This is a genomic window from Polyangiaceae bacterium, from assembly GCA_015075635.1.
Classification (GTDB): Bacteria; Myxococcota_A; Polyangia; order Polyangiales; family Polyangiaceae; genus JADJKB01.
The window spans coordinates 514,602-529,339 of the sequence record JABTUA010000002.1 but is presented as its reverse complement, the minus strand read 5'-3'; the positions used below and the strand labels follow the sequence as shown (position 1 = coordinate 529,339).

Below are 14,738 nucleotides of genomic sequence, written 5' to 3'. Positions count from 1 at the left end.
GGGGCTTGATACCACGAACGCGCCACGGGACCGGCGGTCACGCTCGGGGTGTGAACCCGGGGACTCGGCCCCGGCAGATCGAGCGGAAAGCCGCGCGGGCACGCCTGGCCCGACTCGTGCTAAGCGCCGCGACCATGAGCACGACGAGACTCTGGGTGGGCGCGCTGGCCTCGGTCCTCGGCCTGGGAGCGTGCGGGGGCAGCACGGACTCCGGGCTCAACGCCAGCGGCGGCTCGAGCTCCGGCGGGACCGCCGGCGGTGGCGGCTCGGGGGGCGGGGCGGGCTCGTCGAGCGGCGGCGCTGCGGGCGCGCCGAGCGGTGGCGCTGCGGGCGCCGGAGGCAGCGGGGCGTCGAGCAGCGGCGGAGCCGCCGGCTACACCCTGGACGACGTGTGCCAGAAGACCCAACCCCAGGGCTGCGAGTGGAGCAAGGCCTGCTGCACCCAGAGCGGCTTCGGCTACGACGCGACTGGTTGCGCGAAGAACGCCATGGCGGGCTGCGAGAAGAACGTGGAGGAGGTCAAGGCGGGCAAGATGACCTTCGACCCGACGAAGGTGGATGCGTGCCTCGCGGTCTACCAGAAGCTGCTCGGCCAGTGCACGCTGGGCGTCCACGAGTACCTGCTCGCGCTCGACGAGCTCAAGACCTGCAGCCTCACCTTCCAGGGCAAGCTGCCGACGGGAGCGAGCTGTGATCGCGACGCGCAGTGCGCGCCGTCCGCGGACCCGAACGTCTTCGTCGGCTGCGACGACGTGACGGGGAAGTGCACGCAGTCGAAGCGGCTCTCGCTCGGCGCAACCTGTGCCGTAGGCGACGCTGTGGCCGACTTCTGCGCCCCGGGCCTGTATTGCGACGCGGCTTGGTCGCCGACTCCTCCGTACCCAGGCGTGTGCAAGACGGCCACGGCGGAAGGGCAACAGTGCAACGGGTTCAAGCCCTACAATCTGGAGTGCGGCCCCGGGTTCTACTGCAACAAGGGCACGAGCCTGTGCACCAAGGCCAAGGTGGGCGGGGCGACCTGCACCGAGACCATCGAGTGCCAGAGCTTCAGCTGCAGCCTGGGCAAGTGCGGCGCGCTGGCGCCGCTGGTCGATCAGAAGACCTGTACGGGCTGAGGCCTTGAGGTAGGCTTGGGTGCGTGCAGGGCCCTGACGACGAGGACGAGTCCGCGTCTGGCGAGGTGAGCTCGGTGCGGGTCGATCTGGCGAGCCTGCCGGACTTCGCCGACGAAGAGCTGCCGGACTTCTCGGCGTCCTCGGCCTCGCAGTCGAAGGAGCTGCCCGCACTGGATCCCGAGCACGAGCTGCACGTCGAGATCACGGTGCCCGAGTCGGTGGAGGAGCCGCCGGTGCTGGGCCCCGAGCACGAGGTTCACGAGGAAGAGCCGCCGGTGCTGGGCCCCGAGCACGAGATCCACGACGTGGAGCTGCCGGTTCTCGGAGCTGAGCACGAAGTGCACGAGGTGCAGGTGCCTGTGTTGGGCCCCGAGCACGAGGTGCACGAGCAAGCGCTGCCGGTGCTGGGCGCCGAGCACGAGGTGCACGAGCAAGCGCTGCCGGTGCTGGGCGCCGAGCACGAGGTGCACGAAGTGGAGCTGCCGGTGCTGGGCGCCGAGCACGAGGCTCACGAGGAGGAGCTGCCGGTGCTGGGCGCCGAGCACGAGGTGCACGAAGTGGAGCTGCCGGTGCTGGGCCCCGAGCACGAAGTGCACGAGGAGGAGGCGCCGGTTCTGGGCCCCGAGCACGAGGAGGAGCCGCTGGTGACGGGCCCCGAGCACGAGCTCCGCGACGAATCGCTGCCCGACGTCGCGGCCGAAGGGGAACCGCTCCCGGGGCTGGACGCCGCGGCGGACGCCGACGAAGACGCCGAGCCCACCGAGTCCGAGGCGCCGGAAGACGCCGAGGCGTCGCGCAACTACCGCCAGATCTACGAGACCGAGCTCCGGCCGCTGGAGCGCGACGCTCGTATCGCCGCCGCGCACACCGCCGACGGCTCCCTCCTGTGTGCGCTCTGCCTCGACCCCGAGCCGCAAGTGATCCGCGCCATCCTGGAGAACTCCCTGGTCGGTCTGGACCACGCGCGCCTGATCGCGCGGCACCACAAGAACCCGGTCGGGCTGGAGGCGATCGTGCAGCGCACGGAGTTCGCGCGCGACACGCAGGTGCAGCGTCTGCTGGTGCGGAACAACCAGCTGACCGACAGCTTGCTGCGCCGGCTCGTCGGGCAAAAGCCGCTGCGCGAGCTCTACAAGGTCGCCATCGACCGCGACGTCGCCGAGCGTAACCGCGTCGGGGCGCGCGGCCTGCTCCGCACGCGCTGGTCGAGCTCCTCCAGCGAGGAGCGCGCGGACTTCGTCATGGCCACCGAAGCGCGCTGCCTCACGCTCTTGATTGGCCAGACCTTCGACTCGCGCATGACCTCGATCTTGTGCGGAAAGCAGTTCAACTCGGTGCTGTTCATCCAGAACCTGGCGCGCTTCCCGGCCTGCCCGCCGGCGCTGCTCGTGCACCTCTTGAAGCAGCCGTTCGTGCGGAAGAGCCCTGCGTTGCGCAAGGTGCTCTTCCAGCATCCGAACGTGCCGTCTCAGGTGAAGCGGAACCTCTGATCTAGCCTCGACTCGCGCTTTCGCGCCGCGCGAGACCCGCTGCGAGTGGGTCTCTTCGCAGCTTGCCGCGAGACGTCACCAAAGCGGGGACGCGAGTGGCAGCGCGGCCGCCGGCGCCGTGATCGCCCCTGGCGTGAGCTCTCAAGGCCGACATCGAGGCGTGCGCCAAGTGCGGAAGTGCTCCGCGGCGTGGTTTCGCGGCCGAGACGGTGATGCCCACCTGCACAGTCGGCGAAGACGCCGAGCCGCCTCCGCTCGCACCCGCGAGGAGCCCGCCGTTCTTCACCAGCCGGCGTTGCGCCAGAAGCTCGGGCTTCGGCGCTCGGCGACCAACCCGACGCGCAGACGGACATGCTAGTCGGGAGGTGCGCTCGCTCCGGTCCCGCGTGCAGGGTGGACGTTTGCCTGGTAGTCTCTACGACGGGTACCTTGGACGGCTTCAGTAGCGAAGCGGAGGGTTTTTTCCCGCGGACGCGGACGGCGCAGTCCGCTGCGCGCCCGTTGCCAGTCAGACGGGCCAGCTGTCCCACTACCCGCCTTCATCGCACCCACTCGCACGTCGAAGGGTTCAAGCAAGGAGAGGAAGTGGAAGGAGATGCTCTCGTTGCCGGTGTGGGACCAAGACGCCGTCCAAGCGCCGGCGACGGGCCTGCGCGGGTTGAGCCTTCCCGCAGCAGGTCGTCGCCGTGCTCCAGGGGCAGGTCGGTGCGTCAAGAGCGCGGGGCCGACGACGTGAGGGAGACGATCTTGAGTGGGGCTTCTCGTCGGAGGCGCGATGTTGAGTCTCTTCAGACTCCTCGGGGCTGCCTTCTCGGAGAGCCGGCCCCGGCGAACCGGAGGCGCCGTCGCGCGAGGCAAGGTGTCCCACGCGGGAAGCTCGCCGACTCGAATGAGCAGTCCGCGATGAAGATCACGGTCCAACGCGAGGCAACGTACCGGCGGTTGCACAACACGCCGGAGGCGTTGCTCAAGCGCCGGCGTGCTCGCACTCACCGGTCTGCTCGCTGTCGTGAACGATCGGTAGCGGACCCAGGGCCGGGCCGCGGCAACGGCTCGCCTTTCGCCTTCTATGGGAGCGAAGGCGGAGTTGTGGCGCGTTCAAGCGCACAGCGCGCGGCCGGAATTCGCCAGGCACCAACCGGCGGGAACCCATCAGAGCGCTTGTCTGCTCACACTTTCAGTCTATGAAGACGAAATGGCCCACCGATGCCCGAACCTCCGCTCGCATGAAGCGCGTCGGGAAGAGCGCTACCGCGGCGGAGCTACGCGTGCGAGCTACGCTGCGTCTGCTCGGGGTCCGCTCTCGCACGGTGGTGCGCTCGCTGCCTGGTACCCCGGACCTCGGGAGCAAGAAGCGACGCTGGGTGATATTCGTGAATGGGTGTTTCTGGCACGGACACCCAGGTTGCTCCCGCGCGACCATACCCAGAAGGAACCGCGCAGCGTGGCTTGCCAAGATTGCCGCCAACAAGTCGCGGGACACTCGGGTGGAGCGCGAGCTGCGGGGGGCCGGATTTTCGGTCCTGGTCGTCTGGGAATGCCAGACGTTGGACGCGGAGCTCCTTGGTCGTCGGCTTCGCAGCTTCTTCCGACGAATCGACACACAACCGCGGCGCTCGACGAGCCGATGAGGCGTACGTGCCTGAAGCGCCCGTGCCCTTGGAGTGCGGGACCTCCCAATAAGCCACTTGATCGGCAGATGACTATGAGTATCATGCCGGGAGCGGACGACCATGCTCAAGAAGATCACCGACATACGAACGCGACGGCTGGAGCTTGGGCTTCCGCAAGGCGATGTCGCCCACCGCGCTGGGGTTCGTGAGACCGACCTTCGGAAGTGGGAGCGAGGGCTCGAGCTACCCGACCGCGCAGCGGCTGAGCGCATTGGGAAGATCCTCGGGATCGACGCTGAGCGACTTCTGCGAGAGCAGGGGCAGCACGCTGAGAGCGCCACGCCGGGCGAGGGCTACACGACTGCCGAGGCGGGTAGGGGCGACGTCGTCCCACGAACGGCCGAACCGCCGAGCGGGCGCCGCCGAGTCCTGGACATCTTCTGCGGTTCGGGCGGACTCTCGTTCGGGTTCGAGCAATCGGGTGGCTTTGCGACAACGTGCGGTATCGACCTGCTACCCGACCGCATCGAGACGTTCGTGACCAACCACCACCACGCGACTGGGATTGCGGGGGATCTTCGCGCACACTCGCTTAGCGAACTGCACCGCCTGACCGGAGAGGTCGACGTCGTTGTCGGCGGCCCGCCGTGCCAGGGCTTCTCGTCGATCCGGCCATTTCGCAATCTAACCGAAGGAGATCCGCGCAACTCGTTGGCCGAGCACTACGTCTTGGTTATCAACCACCTTCGACCGGAGTGGTTTGTGTTCGAGAACGTCGTTGGAATTCTGACGCATGAGGGCGGGATGCGCCTGCAGTCGGTTCTTGAGGGACTGAGCGCTGCCGGCTACTCTGTCGATTGGCGCGTCGTGAACGCGGCCCTCTTCGGTGTCCCGCAGTTCCGCGAGCGCGTAGTCATCGTCGGCAATCGGATCGGAGTTCCGTTCATCTGGCCGAAACCCACGCATCGAGTCGACTACAAGAGCATGGCCGGATCGCGTCCCGAAGTGATCCGCACTGACCCGCTGTTCTCAGTTGGCCTCCCGCAGGCGGTCACGCTCATGGAGGCCATCGACGATCTGCCCGCCATCCCGTCCGGGGGCGAAGCTTCCGCATACGGGAAGGCGGCGCGGACGGACTATCAGCGCCTAATGCGCAGCGGGTCCAGGCAACTGACGCTCCACAAAGCAACGAAGCACTCGCCCAAGATGCTTGAGATCATCCGCCATGCGGGGGCCAATATCTCGGCGTTACCTCCAGGTATGGTCAAGAGTGGATTCAGCTCCTGCTACAGTCGCCTAGACCCTGGCCGCCCGAGCACCACCCTCACGGTGAACTTCGTTCATCCTGCGTCCAATCGCTGCATCCACCCCCATCAGGATCGCGCGCTCACTCCTCGTGAAGGTGCCAGAATCCAGAGCTTTCCAGACCGCTTCGAGTTCAGAGGGACCAGCGCGCAGATCGTGAAGCAGATCGGCAATGCTGTGCCGCCGCTTCTCGGACAACGGATCGCTGAAGCGATTCTCTACTCGGAACAGGTTGCTGGCAACACGTCTCGGCGAGTACGACAGGATCAAGTCGCGCCCGCCGCGGTGCTTGACACGTAGGGTATGGAACTCGCCTGTCAGCTTACGTGATCGCGCGCGCCCTCGCGAAGAGCGCCGCTGCATTTCGATATGCAGCGCCAGAAGGAGACAAGGGGCAGCGGTGGAGGTCGCAGTAGACGAGCTGCAGAGCCTCCATCCCGTCCGCGTTGATCACCGCTGTCTTGCCGCTGTCTCCTTCGGTGTTGCTGAAGTTGAAGTGACTCTTCTTGAGAGCCCCGACCCGGACCTCCCAGATCCAGGCCACGTCGCCACGGCTGCCCTTTCCCCGCCGGTAGACCCCGTTCGCGTCTCCGAGGACGTAGCGCACGGTCAAGTGAGGGCCCGGCTTGATCAGATGACCCTTCGGCTTATTACTCTCGAGAGCGACCTTGATCTCCACGTCCTTGCAGCCGGCGCCGCGACCGAGAAGGTCGGGATACGTGTGGGGTGCGTTCGCCACGAAACGCCCCCCTGACGTCCGGACGATTCCGCCGCGGTAGAGGTTCCCGATGATCGCGGACAGGTTCGCAAGCTCCAGGAGCATCGAGAGGCGCTCGCCACCCGCTTCGATGAGCTTCCCGTCGATGCTGTCCAGGACCTGGTGGACGTAGGTGATGCTCCGCCCGATCACGTCGATGGACAGCCCGAACTCGTCCAAGGACGGTTGATGAGCCAGGTACTTCTTGTTGCAGAAGCGCGACATCTTCGCTCCCTGGAGGGGCCTAGCGCACGTCCGCGAAGAGTTCGCCAGGGCGAACTCGCAGCGCACGAGCAAGCTGAAGCAAGTTGAGAACTCCGACGTTTCGCTCGCCGCGCTCGATCCCACCGATGTACGTTCGGTGGAGCCCACAGCGCTCAGCGAGTTCCTCCTGCGAAAGGCCGGCGGCCCGCCGGAACTCTCTGACGCGCTGCCCGAAGCGCTTGAGGTCCGGGTTCATCCGCGCGCTACTCCATCGCGATGATGACGATGGGTCTACAGACGATAAGTATCACAGTCGAGCGGAACGACGCCTCTGGAGGGACTTCGCGATGCGCCGAAGTGTGACGAGCGCCTGCGGTGAGTCCAGGAGCACGCGCGCGTGAAGCGCGCCGAGGTGCTTTCGGGCGCGTAGCTCCTCCGAGAGGTGTTCGACGCCGTCGGAGACGCGCAACCCGGGAGCGTGCACGTAGGCCCACGGCCCGAAGATGACGATCCTTGGCGCGCGCCCATGCTCTCCGAAGAAGAACGCGTTCGCGGCCAAATTCGCGGCAGGGTTCATCCGAGCATACGACGTGACGAAGGCACACGTCCGAGCGAGCTGCTCCAGCTCTCTCGCGGCACGGCGCATGATTTGCCGACGTTCTGCGGGAGTTGACCTAGTCTTCGGCGGCATGGCTGCTACCTGGGCACCGCGAGGACACTACCACATGGCAGCGCACGGGGTTCGCGCGTGACGCGCAGGTACAGCGTCTTCTGGTGCCCAACAACGAGCTCACCGACAGCCCGTTTCGCAGTCGGGCGGAAGCCACTGCCCGAGCCATCGACCGTGACGTCGCCGACCGGAACCGCGTCGGGGCGTGCCTGGCTCAGCATGCGCTGGTGGAGGTCCTGCGACGAGCGCCCAGATTTCGTCATCGCGACTGAGCGCGCTCCCTGGGTCTTGAGTCGATCACAACTCGTGGCTTTCGTGGCGCAGGAATTGTGCTTGGCAACGTTGGTTCCTCAGTGCTCCCCGCCGAGCTCCCACTTCGCGGGGCTGCGCCACAGGCGCGAGCGCAACAGCTCGCGCTCGTAGAGCAGCTCCTTCGGGAGCCGATCGTAGAAGCGATCGAAGTGCTCTTCGTGGGCGACCGCCTCGGTGCGACCCGCCTCGCGGCTGACGGTCATCAGCTCGTAGAACTTCTTGGGATCGTAGTCCAGGCCGTCCCAGGCGATGTCCTCGTGGCGGGGCATCCAGCCGAGCGGGCTCTCGACCGCGTAGGCCCGCCCGCGCACGCGTTCGACGATCCAGCGCAGCACGCGCATGTTCTCGCCGAAGCCCGGCCACATGAACTTGCCGTTTTCGTCCTTGCGGAACCAGTTGACGCGGAAGATGCGCGGCGGGTTCGGGATGCGCCGGCCCATGTTCAGCCAGTGGCCCCAGTAGTCGGCCATGTTGTAGCCGCAGAAGGGCAGCATGGCCATCGGGTCTCGGCGCACGGCGGCCTGACCCACGGCGGCGGCGGTGGCCTCCGAGCCCATGGTCGCCGCCAGGTAGACGCCGTGCGACCAGTTGAAGGCTTGGAACACCAGCGGCATGTCCTTCGAGGTCCGGCCGCCGAAGATGAACGCGCTGATCGGCACGCCGCCGGGCGCTTCCCAGTTCGGGTCGGCGGTGGGGCACTGGGAGACCGGGGCGGTGAAGCGGGAGTTGGCGTGCGCCGCCGGTGTCGTGGAGTCGGGCGTCCAGTCGCGCCCCTGCCAGTCGATGCAGTGCTTGGGAGGATCCGACAACCCCTCCCACCACACGTCGCCGTCGTCGGTGAGCGCCACGTTGGTGAAGATGCAGTTCTTGGTCAGGGCGGCGATGGCGTTCGGGTTGGTCTTCTCGCCCGTGCCCGGCGCCACGCCGAAGAAGCCCGCCTCAGGGTTGATGGCGTAGAGCTCGCCGTCCTTGCCGGGCTTGATCCAGGCGATGTCGTCGCCGACGGTGAAGATCTTCCAGCCGTCGAAGCCCTTGGGCGGGACCATCATGGCGAAGTTCGTCTTGCCGCAGGCGCTCGGGAAGGCGGCAGCGACGTAGGTGCGCTCCCCCTGGGGGCTCTCCACGCCGACGATCAGCATGTGCTCGGCCAGCCAGCCTTCGTCGCGCGCCATCACGCTGGCGATGCGCAGCGCGAAGCACTTCTTGCCCAGCAGCGCGTTGCCGCCGTAGCCCGAGCCGAAGGACCAGATCTCGCGCGTCTCCGGGAAGTGCGCGATCACGGTGTTATCGGGGTTGCACGGCCACGGCACGTCCTTCTCGCCGGGCGCCAGCGGCTTGCCCACGGAGTGCATGCACGGCACGAACTCCTTGGTCTCCCCGAGGACGTCGAGCGCGCGCTGCCCCATGCGCGTCATGATGCGCATGCTCGCGGCCACGTACGGGCTGTCGGTGACCTGCACACCGATGTGGGCGATGGGCGAGCCCAGCGGCCCCATGCTGAACGGCACGACGTACATCGTGCGCCCGCGCATGCAGCCGTCGAAGCTCTTGGCGAGCTTCGCCTTCATCTCTTTCGGGTCCATCCAGTTGTTGGTCGGACCGGCGTCGAGCTTGAACGCCGAGCAGATGAAGGTGCGGTCCTCGACTCGCGCCACGTCCTTCGGATCGCTGCGGGCCAGGAAGCTGTTCGGACGCTTCGCCGGGTTCAGCTTGATGAAGGTACCGCTCTCGACCATGAGCGCGCACAGTCGGTCGTATTCTTCCTGGCTGCCGTCGCACCAGTGCACGTGATCGGGCTTGCACAGCGCCTTCATCTCGTCGACCCAGGCGAGTAGGCGAGCGTGCTTGGTCTTCGCATTGCTCATGGTCTCTACCTTTCGGAAACGGGCCCGGAACCTAGCAGTTTTGACCCGGGGCGGGGAGGCTCGCAGGCGGAAGGTACCGCGAAATTCCCGCGCGTGACCGCTCGCGTCCTATCCTTCGCGGCAAATGCGCGAGAGGCTCCGGCTGCTCGGTCGGCATCAGCTGGCGTCGCTCTCGGCGACGGCAGCTGACTTCTGCGCCATGATCGCGCTGGTCGAGCTCGCGGAGCTCTCGCCCGTGCTCGGCGCGGCGCTCGGCGCGGCGCTCGGCGCGGTGGTGAATTTCCTCCTGAACCGGCGCTGGGTCTTCCACGCCGAGCGCGCTCCCGTCGCCGGTCAGGCGCTGCGCTACGCGCTGGTGTCGGTGGCGAGCGCCGTCTGGAACGCACTCGGCGAGCACCTGCTGTTCAAAGTCCTCGGGCTGCACTACGTGGTGGCTCGCGTGTTCGTCTCGGTCGCGGTCAGTCTGGGCTGGAACTTCCCGCTGCAGCGCGGCTGGGTGTTCCGTAACCCAGAGGAGACCAGTTGAGCGAGCCTGCCAGCCAACTCGACGACGTCCCGGCGTCGACCCGGCGCTTCGTGGTCTTCACGCTGAGGCACGCTCGCCTGATCTGGCTCGTGGCGCTGCTGCTCGCCGTGCCGGCCGTCTGGCGCACGGCGCTGCTCTACACGAACCTGAGGAGCGAGCTCGAGCACCTCTTGCCGAAGAGCGCCCCGAGCGTGAAGGCCATCGAGGAGATGCGGGCACGTCTGCCCGGTCTCCAGCACCTGGGCGTGGTGGTGGACGCCGGCCAGGCCGCGAACCTCCCCCAGGCCGAGCGCTTCCTCGACGACCTGGCGGGGAAGATCCGCGCCTACCCGCCGGAGCTGGTGCGCGCCGTGCGGCTGGGCAACCAGGCCGAGCGCGAGTTCCTGGAGAAGCACGCGCCCATCTACCTGGACCACGCCGACCTCGTCACGGTGCGCGAGCGCATCGAAGCGCGGCGCGACTGGGAGGTGGCCAAGGCTGCCGACCAGCTGCTGGACGAGGACGAAGCTCCGCCTCCGCTCGACTTCGCCGACATCGAGCAGAAGTACAGAGCAGCGGTCGGCGGCGGCGAGCGGGTGCCGTCGGGACGATTCTCGTCGAAGGAGCTCGCCCACTCGCTCTTGGTGGTGGACGTGGCGCCGTTCTCGACTGGGCAGGGCCAGGGCGCGGAGCTGCTGCGCCGCGTGAAAGCCGACGTTGCGGCGCTGGGCGGACCGGACAAGTACGCGCCGGGCATGCGCCTCGGCTACGCCGGAGACATCGCGATCGGGGTCGAGGAGACCCAGGCCCTGAAGGAGGACCTGTCGCTGTCCTCGGTGATCGTGCTGCTCTTGGTGGGGGGGGCGCTACTCGCCTACTTCCGCTGGTACCGGAGCATGCTGGTGCTGATCCCACCGCTGCTCCTGGCGACGGCGTACACCTTCGCGCTGGCCTCGCTGCCGCCGTTCAGCGTCACCGAGCTGAACTCCAACACGGCGTTCCTGGGCTCGATCATCGTCGGCAACGGCATCAACTTCGGGATCATCCTCTTGGCGCGCTACACCGAGGAGCGACGTCGCGGCGGCAAGCTGGAGGACTCGTTGATCATCGCGGTCTGGGGTGCGCGCCCCGGCACCCTCTCGGCGTCGCTGGCTGCCAGCGCCGCTTACGGGTCGCTCATCCTGACCGAGTTCCGCGGCTTCCGGCAGTTCGGCTACATCGGGCTCATCGGCATGGTGCTGTCGTGGGCCGTCTCGTTCGTGCTGATCCCGCCGCTCTGCGCCCTGCTCGATCGGAACGGCGGCTCGGGCAGGAGCCCAGCCACGACCACCGGCGCCGTGATGGGTAAGGTGGCAGACGCGGTGACGCGTTACCCGCGGGCCATCCTCGCGCTGGGCGGCGTGCTCACGCTGGCCTCCGTCCTGAAGCTCACGACGGTCAGCGAGAAGAACCTCGAGCACGACTTTTCGAAACTCCGTCGGGCCGACACCTGGGTGGACGGTGAAGGCCATTGGGGGCGCAAGATGGACGCCGTGCTCGGCAGCTACCTGACCCCCACCGTCATCCTGACCGACGCCCCGGATCAGGCCGAACGCGTGCGCGACGAGTTGGCGGCGCTGCGGAAGGAGCCGCCGCTCTCGGAGATGGTGACCCGAGTCTTCTCGGTGAACGACGTGATCCCGCCCGAGCAGGAGAAGAAGCTGGAGGAGGCCGCCAAGATCCGCGCAGCGCTCACCCCGCGCATCCGCGCGCAGATCCCCGAGGACAAGCGCGATCTGGTGGAGAAGCTCCTCTCCCAGGAGGTCCCGAAGCCGGTGGGTCCGGACGACCTGCCACCCCGGCTCCTGGTCGGCTTGCGCGAGCGCGACGGCAGCGTGGGCAAGACAGTGGTCGTCTTCCCGCGCCCCTCGCGCGAGCTGTGGCAGGGGCCGCCCCTGGCGGCGTTCGTGGCGTCGCTGCGCGGCGCAGCCGAGGAAGCCAAACCGACCGCCCGGGTGGCGGGCTCCTTGCCGCTCTCCGCGGACATCCTGGCCTCGGTGCGGCGGGACGGCGTATTCGCCAGCGTCGCGGCCTTCCTCGGCGTGCTGGCGGTGGTCTTCGGCCTGTTCCGCTTCAGCCGGACCACGCTCCTGGTGATCGGCTCGTTGGTGGTCGGCGTGGCCTGGCTCGGAGCCTTCGCGATGCTCACCGGCGTGAAGGTCAACTTCGCCAACTTCATCGCCTTCCCCATCACCTTCGGCATCGGCGTGGACTACGCCGTGAACGTGATGAGCCGCTACCTGAGCGACGGCGAGCGCGACGTACGGCCGGCGATCCGCGCCACCGGCGGCGCCGTCGCGCTCTGCTCGGTGACCACCGTCGTCGGCTACTCGTCGCTGCTCCTGGCCGAGAACCGCGCGCTGTTCCTGTTCGGCTTGCTCGCCGTGCTCGGCGAGGTGGTGTGTCTGCTCGCGGGCGTCCTGCTCCTGCCCGCGGTGCTGCTCTTGATGCCCAAATCGCGGGCCGCTCAGGTCGGCTGAGCGTCGAGCCCGAAGCGCACGAGCAGCCGCTTCGCTGCCACGACCGCGACGATGGCGACCAGCCATCCGCCGATGGCGTCCAGGATCCAGTGGTGGTCCAGGTAGACCGCGGCCAGGAACATGACCAGCGAGTAGAGCAGGTGAATCGGTCGGGTCTTCCAGCTCGCCGCCTTCCATGCGGTCAGCAGGCCGAGCACCGGGTAGGCGCAGTGCATGCTGGGCATCGCGCCGAACACGCTGGACGAGCGCGAGTAGAAGTCGTGGAAGTAGCTGATGCCCAGCATCGCGTCCACGCGCGCCAGCGCTGCGGGGCTCGGCAGCGCGGCCATGTCGATGGCGCAGCCGTGAGCGCGCAGGTACCAGGGCGGAGCCGCCGGCACGACCAGCCACATGAAGAAGGAGATGTAGTTGCCGATGGCGAACGCCCACAAGTAGTGGCGCATGCGCGGGCGATCGACGACGTAGAGGTACGCAGCGTAGAGCAGCGCCAGGTAGGCGAAGATCGCGTAGGGCACGGCGAAGATCAGGTCCAGCACCGGGTGCGCGTGGGCCTGCGCGAAGTCCTGCCAGGTCCGGCCGCCGCCCGCCGGGAAGATCGCCAGCTCCGCGTCGCGCAGGCCGCAGCCCAGCACCCGGTCGGCGCCCACCAGGAGCCGGCGCGGGTAGCGGACCGCGTCGTAGCCGATGGCGACGGCGAGGTAGGGCCAGATGTCCGCGAAGAAGCGCCTCGAGCGCGGGCCGAAGTAAGCTAGCCCGACCGCCAGACCGATCAGCGCGACGTGCTCGAAGCGTGTGTCGCCCATCGCGACGACGAACGCCAGGTACGCGAGCGGGATCCCGCCGGGCAAGAACCACCACTTGCCCCAGAGCTCGCGCACGTGTCGGAGCGCCGACGTCACGACCCTGTCAGTCCGAGTGCGTTCGCGAGAGTGGCGCGGGCGTCGCGAGCGCTTGACGCGCTGCCCGGAGCGCCGACACGACTCCGATGAAGCTGGACGCGGCGAGCACCGCCACTCCGAGCAGCGTGAGCGGCGCGGCGAGCGTGTGCTCCTTGCATGGGACGACTCCGGCGATGAGGGAGAGCGTGAGCAAGAGCACCCGCTCCGCGCGGCGCATGAACAAGGGTGGCAGCACGCTGCCCAGCGCCTCGGCCCGGGCGCGGACGTAGCTCACGGTGAAAGCGCCGAGGATGGCCAAGACCGGCACGGCGACGACCCAGCCACCGTGGCCCGCGTAGAAGACCGCGAGGCCGACCAGGGGCAGGCCGTCGGACAGCCGATCGACCGTCGAGTCGAGCAGGGCGCCCCAGCGCGAGGTGCTGCCCGTGGCGCGGGCCACGACGCCGTCGAACAGGTCGAACGCACCGCTGGCGATCACCAGGAGCGCGGCGGCGATGAACGAGCCCGATGCCGCAGCGACGCCGGCCAGGGCGGCCAGGACCAACGACGCATAAGTGAGGGCATTGGCGGAGACGCCCGTGCGCCCCACGGCAGCGCCGGCCACCAGGCAGCCGCGGTAGGCGGCGGTGGCCAGCGGCACGTGCTCCCAGACACTTCCGCTCAGGCGCTTGGAAGCGTAGTCGGTCGAGCTCGAGCCCCGATACTGGGCGAGCTCCCGAGAAGAATGGACGGCTCGATTCGCCACGCGTGTATGGATGAGAGCCTAGTGCTGCGAATCGGGTGCGCAACGGTGGCGAGCGCGGAAAAATAGCCGGATCGGCCCGCTGGCCCGCGTGCCAAACGCGCCCATCGTCCGGTGGCTCTGGCCCATCGTCCAGCGTAGTCATTTCGCGCAGCGAGCCGTGCCCGTTAGAATCACGCCAACCATGTTTCGAACCGCTCTCGGACTGCTGGTGCTCCTTCTCGCGACGGCGTGTGACGACAAGAAGAAGCCCGTTCCGGTACCGAGCGCGACGTCCGAGCCGACCTCGGCTGCGCCGAAGCCGACCGAAGAGGCTCCCGCGGTCGCGGCCTATCCCCCCGGCATGGCGCCTCCCGAGGACGCCGGCACCGACGCCGCGCCGCCCGAGCCGAAGACCGGCGTGTGTGCCTTCAACGAGCAGAGCTACGACGGTCAGGACACCAAGAGCAACGAGAAGATGGTCGTCAAGATCAAGGACGACAAGATCGTCGCCGCCGAGTACACGTACCGCGGCTCGTACGCGGTGGACGGCAAGAGCGACAAGCTCGACATCCCGCTGGTCGAGAACAAGTGGCTCGACTTCGAGCTTCCCATGACCAGCGGCACCAGGAAGTTCCAGGTCAGGATCAAGGCCAACGTCATGGACTTCAAGGGTGTGGCCACCGAAGACGCCGACGGCGACTGCCAGTGGGAGAAGCCCGAGAAGGAAAAGGACAAAAAGAAGAAGAAATAGGCGGCTTGT

The 14,738-nt window shown here is 67.8% G+C and carries 12 protein-coding genes; 7 read left to right on the top strand and 5 right to left on the bottom strand.

The window, feature by feature from the left end:
- Positions 1 to 134: 134 nt before the first annotated feature.
- From HS104_18620 to dcm, 4 genes are all read left to right on the top strand, one after another.
- Positions 135 to 1,115, top strand: a complete 981-nt coding sequence (locus HS104_18620) for a hypothetical protein (protein MBE7481979.1) — start codon at positions 135 to 137, stop codon at positions 1,113 to 1,115.
- A 23-nt stretch (positions 1,116 to 1,138) separates the two neighbouring features.
- Positions 1,139 to 2,605, top strand: a complete 1,467-nt coding sequence (locus HS104_18615; protein ID MBE7481978.1) for a hypothetical protein — start codon at positions 1,139 to 1,141, stop codon at positions 2,603 to 2,605.
- Between the two features lie 1,184 nt (positions 2,606 to 3,789).
- On the top strand, positions 3,790 to 4,236 hold the full coding sequence (gene vsr / locus HS104_18610) for a DNA mismatch endonuclease Vsr (GenBank protein ID MBE7481977.1): 447 nt from the start codon (positions 3,790 to 3,792) through the stop codon (positions 4,234 to 4,236).
- Positions 4,237 to 4,338: 102 nt separating this feature from the next.
- The gene (dcm, locus tag HS104_18605; GenBank protein MBE7481976.1) at positions 4,339 to 5,823 is read left to right on the top strand and encodes a DNA (cytosine-5-)-methyltransferase; all 1,485 of its coding nucleotides are present in this window, start codon (positions 4,339 to 4,341) and stop codon (positions 5,821 to 5,823) included.
- A 22-nt stretch (positions 5,824 to 5,845) separates the two neighbouring features.
- Here dcm and HS104_18600 read toward each other — a convergent pair whose 3' ends face one another.
- The 3 genes from HS104_18600 to HS104_18590 all read right to left on the bottom strand — a co-directional run bounded on the left by HS104_18600 (position 5,846) and on the right by HS104_18590 (position 9,331).
- Entirely contained in the window at positions 5,846 to 6,505 is a 660-nt protein-coding gene (locus HS104_18600; protein ID MBE7481975.1) for a hypothetical protein, read from the bottom strand.
- Positions 6,506 to 6,524: 19 nt separating this feature from the next.
- Positions 6,525 to 6,740: a helix-turn-helix transcriptional regulator gene (locus tag HS104_18595; GenBank protein ID MBE7481974.1), complete on the bottom strand. Its 216-nt coding sequence runs from the start codon at positions 6,738 to 6,740 to the stop codon at positions 6,525 to 6,527.
- A 764-nt stretch (positions 6,741 to 7,504) separates the two neighbouring features.
- The gene (locus HS104_18590) at positions 7,505 to 9,331 is read right to left on the bottom strand and encodes a phosphoenolpyruvate carboxykinase (GTP) (GenBank protein MBE7481973.1); all 1,827 of its coding nucleotides are present in this window, start codon (positions 9,329 to 9,331) and stop codon (positions 7,505 to 7,507) included.
- Positions 9,332 to 9,455: 124 nt separating this feature from the next.
- Here HS104_18590 and HS104_18585 point away from each other — a divergent pair, with 124 nt between their 5' ends.
- Together HS104_18585 and HS104_18580 are read left to right on the top strand one after the other, a co-directional pair.
- Positions 9,456 to 9,857, top strand: coding sequence for a GtrA family protein (locus HS104_18585; GenBank protein MBE7481972.1), 402 nt, complete (start codon positions 9,456 to 9,458; stop codon positions 9,855 to 9,857).
- Positions 9,854 to 12,355: an MMPL family transporter gene (locus tag HS104_18580; GenBank protein MBE7481971.1), complete on the top strand. Its 2,502-nt coding sequence runs from the start codon at positions 9,854 to 9,856 to the stop codon at positions 12,353 to 12,355. Before HS104_18585 ends, HS104_18580 begins: the two co-directional genes overlap by 4 nt.
- On the opposite strand, the gene HS104_18575 is transcribed toward HS104_18580, so the two are convergent.
- Positions 12,343 to 13,254 (bottom strand): phosphatase PAP2 family protein, encoded by a 912-nt coding sequence (locus HS104_18575; protein ID MBE7481970.1) that lies wholly within the window; start codon positions 13,252 to 13,254, stop codon positions 12,343 to 12,345. The two genes, HS104_18580 and HS104_18575, sit on opposite strands and share 13 nt — an antisense overlap.
- A 7-nt stretch (positions 13,255 to 13,261) precedes the next feature.
- Positions 13,262 to 13,999 carry a CDP-alcohol phosphatidyltransferase family protein gene (locus tag HS104_18570; protein ID MBE7481969.1) on the bottom strand — a complete coding sequence of 246 codons (738 nt, stop codon included), beginning with the start codon at positions 13,997 to 13,999 and terminating at the stop codon, positions 13,262 to 13,264.
- A 181-nt stretch (positions 14,000 to 14,180) separates the two neighbouring features.
- Between HS104_18570 and HS104_18565 the strand changes: the two genes are divergently transcribed.
- A complete protein-coding gene (locus HS104_18565; protein ID MBE7481968.1) occupies positions 14,181 to 14,729 on the top strand; it encodes a hypothetical protein in 549 nt (182 codons plus the stop codon).
- The last annotated feature ends 9 nt before the right edge of the window (positions 14,730 to 14,738 follow it).

Coding starts and splice junctions, on each gene's coding strand:
- HS104_18620 (MBE7481979.1), top strand. CDS start 135: ATGAGCACGACGAGACTCTGGGTGGGCGCGCTGGCCTCGGTCCTCGGC.
- vsr (MBE7481977.1), top strand. CDS start 3,790: ATGAAGACGAAATGGCCCACCGATGCCCGAACCTCCGCTCGCATGAAG.
- dcm (MBE7481976.1), top strand. CDS start 4,339: ATGCTCAAGAAGATCACCGACATACGAACGCGACGGCTGGAGCTTGGG.
- HS104_18600 (MBE7481975.1), bottom strand. CDS start 6,505: ATGTCGCGCTTCTGCAACAAGAAGTACCTGGCTCATCAACCGTCCTTG.
- HS104_18595 (MBE7481974.1), bottom strand. CDS start 6,740: ATGAACCCGGACCTCAAGCGCTTCGGGCAGCGCGTCAGAGAGTTCCGG.
- HS104_18590 (MBE7481973.1), bottom strand. CDS start 9,331: ATGAGCAATGCGAAGACCAAGCACGCTCGCCTACTCGCCTGGGTCGAC.
- HS104_18585 (MBE7481972.1), top strand. CDS start 9,456: ATGCGCGAGAGGCTCCGGCTGCTCGGTCGGCATCAGCTGGCGTCGCTC.
- HS104_18565 (MBE7481968.1), top strand. CDS start 14,181: ATGTTTCGAACCGCTCTCGGACTGCTGGTGCTCCTTCTCGCGACGGCG.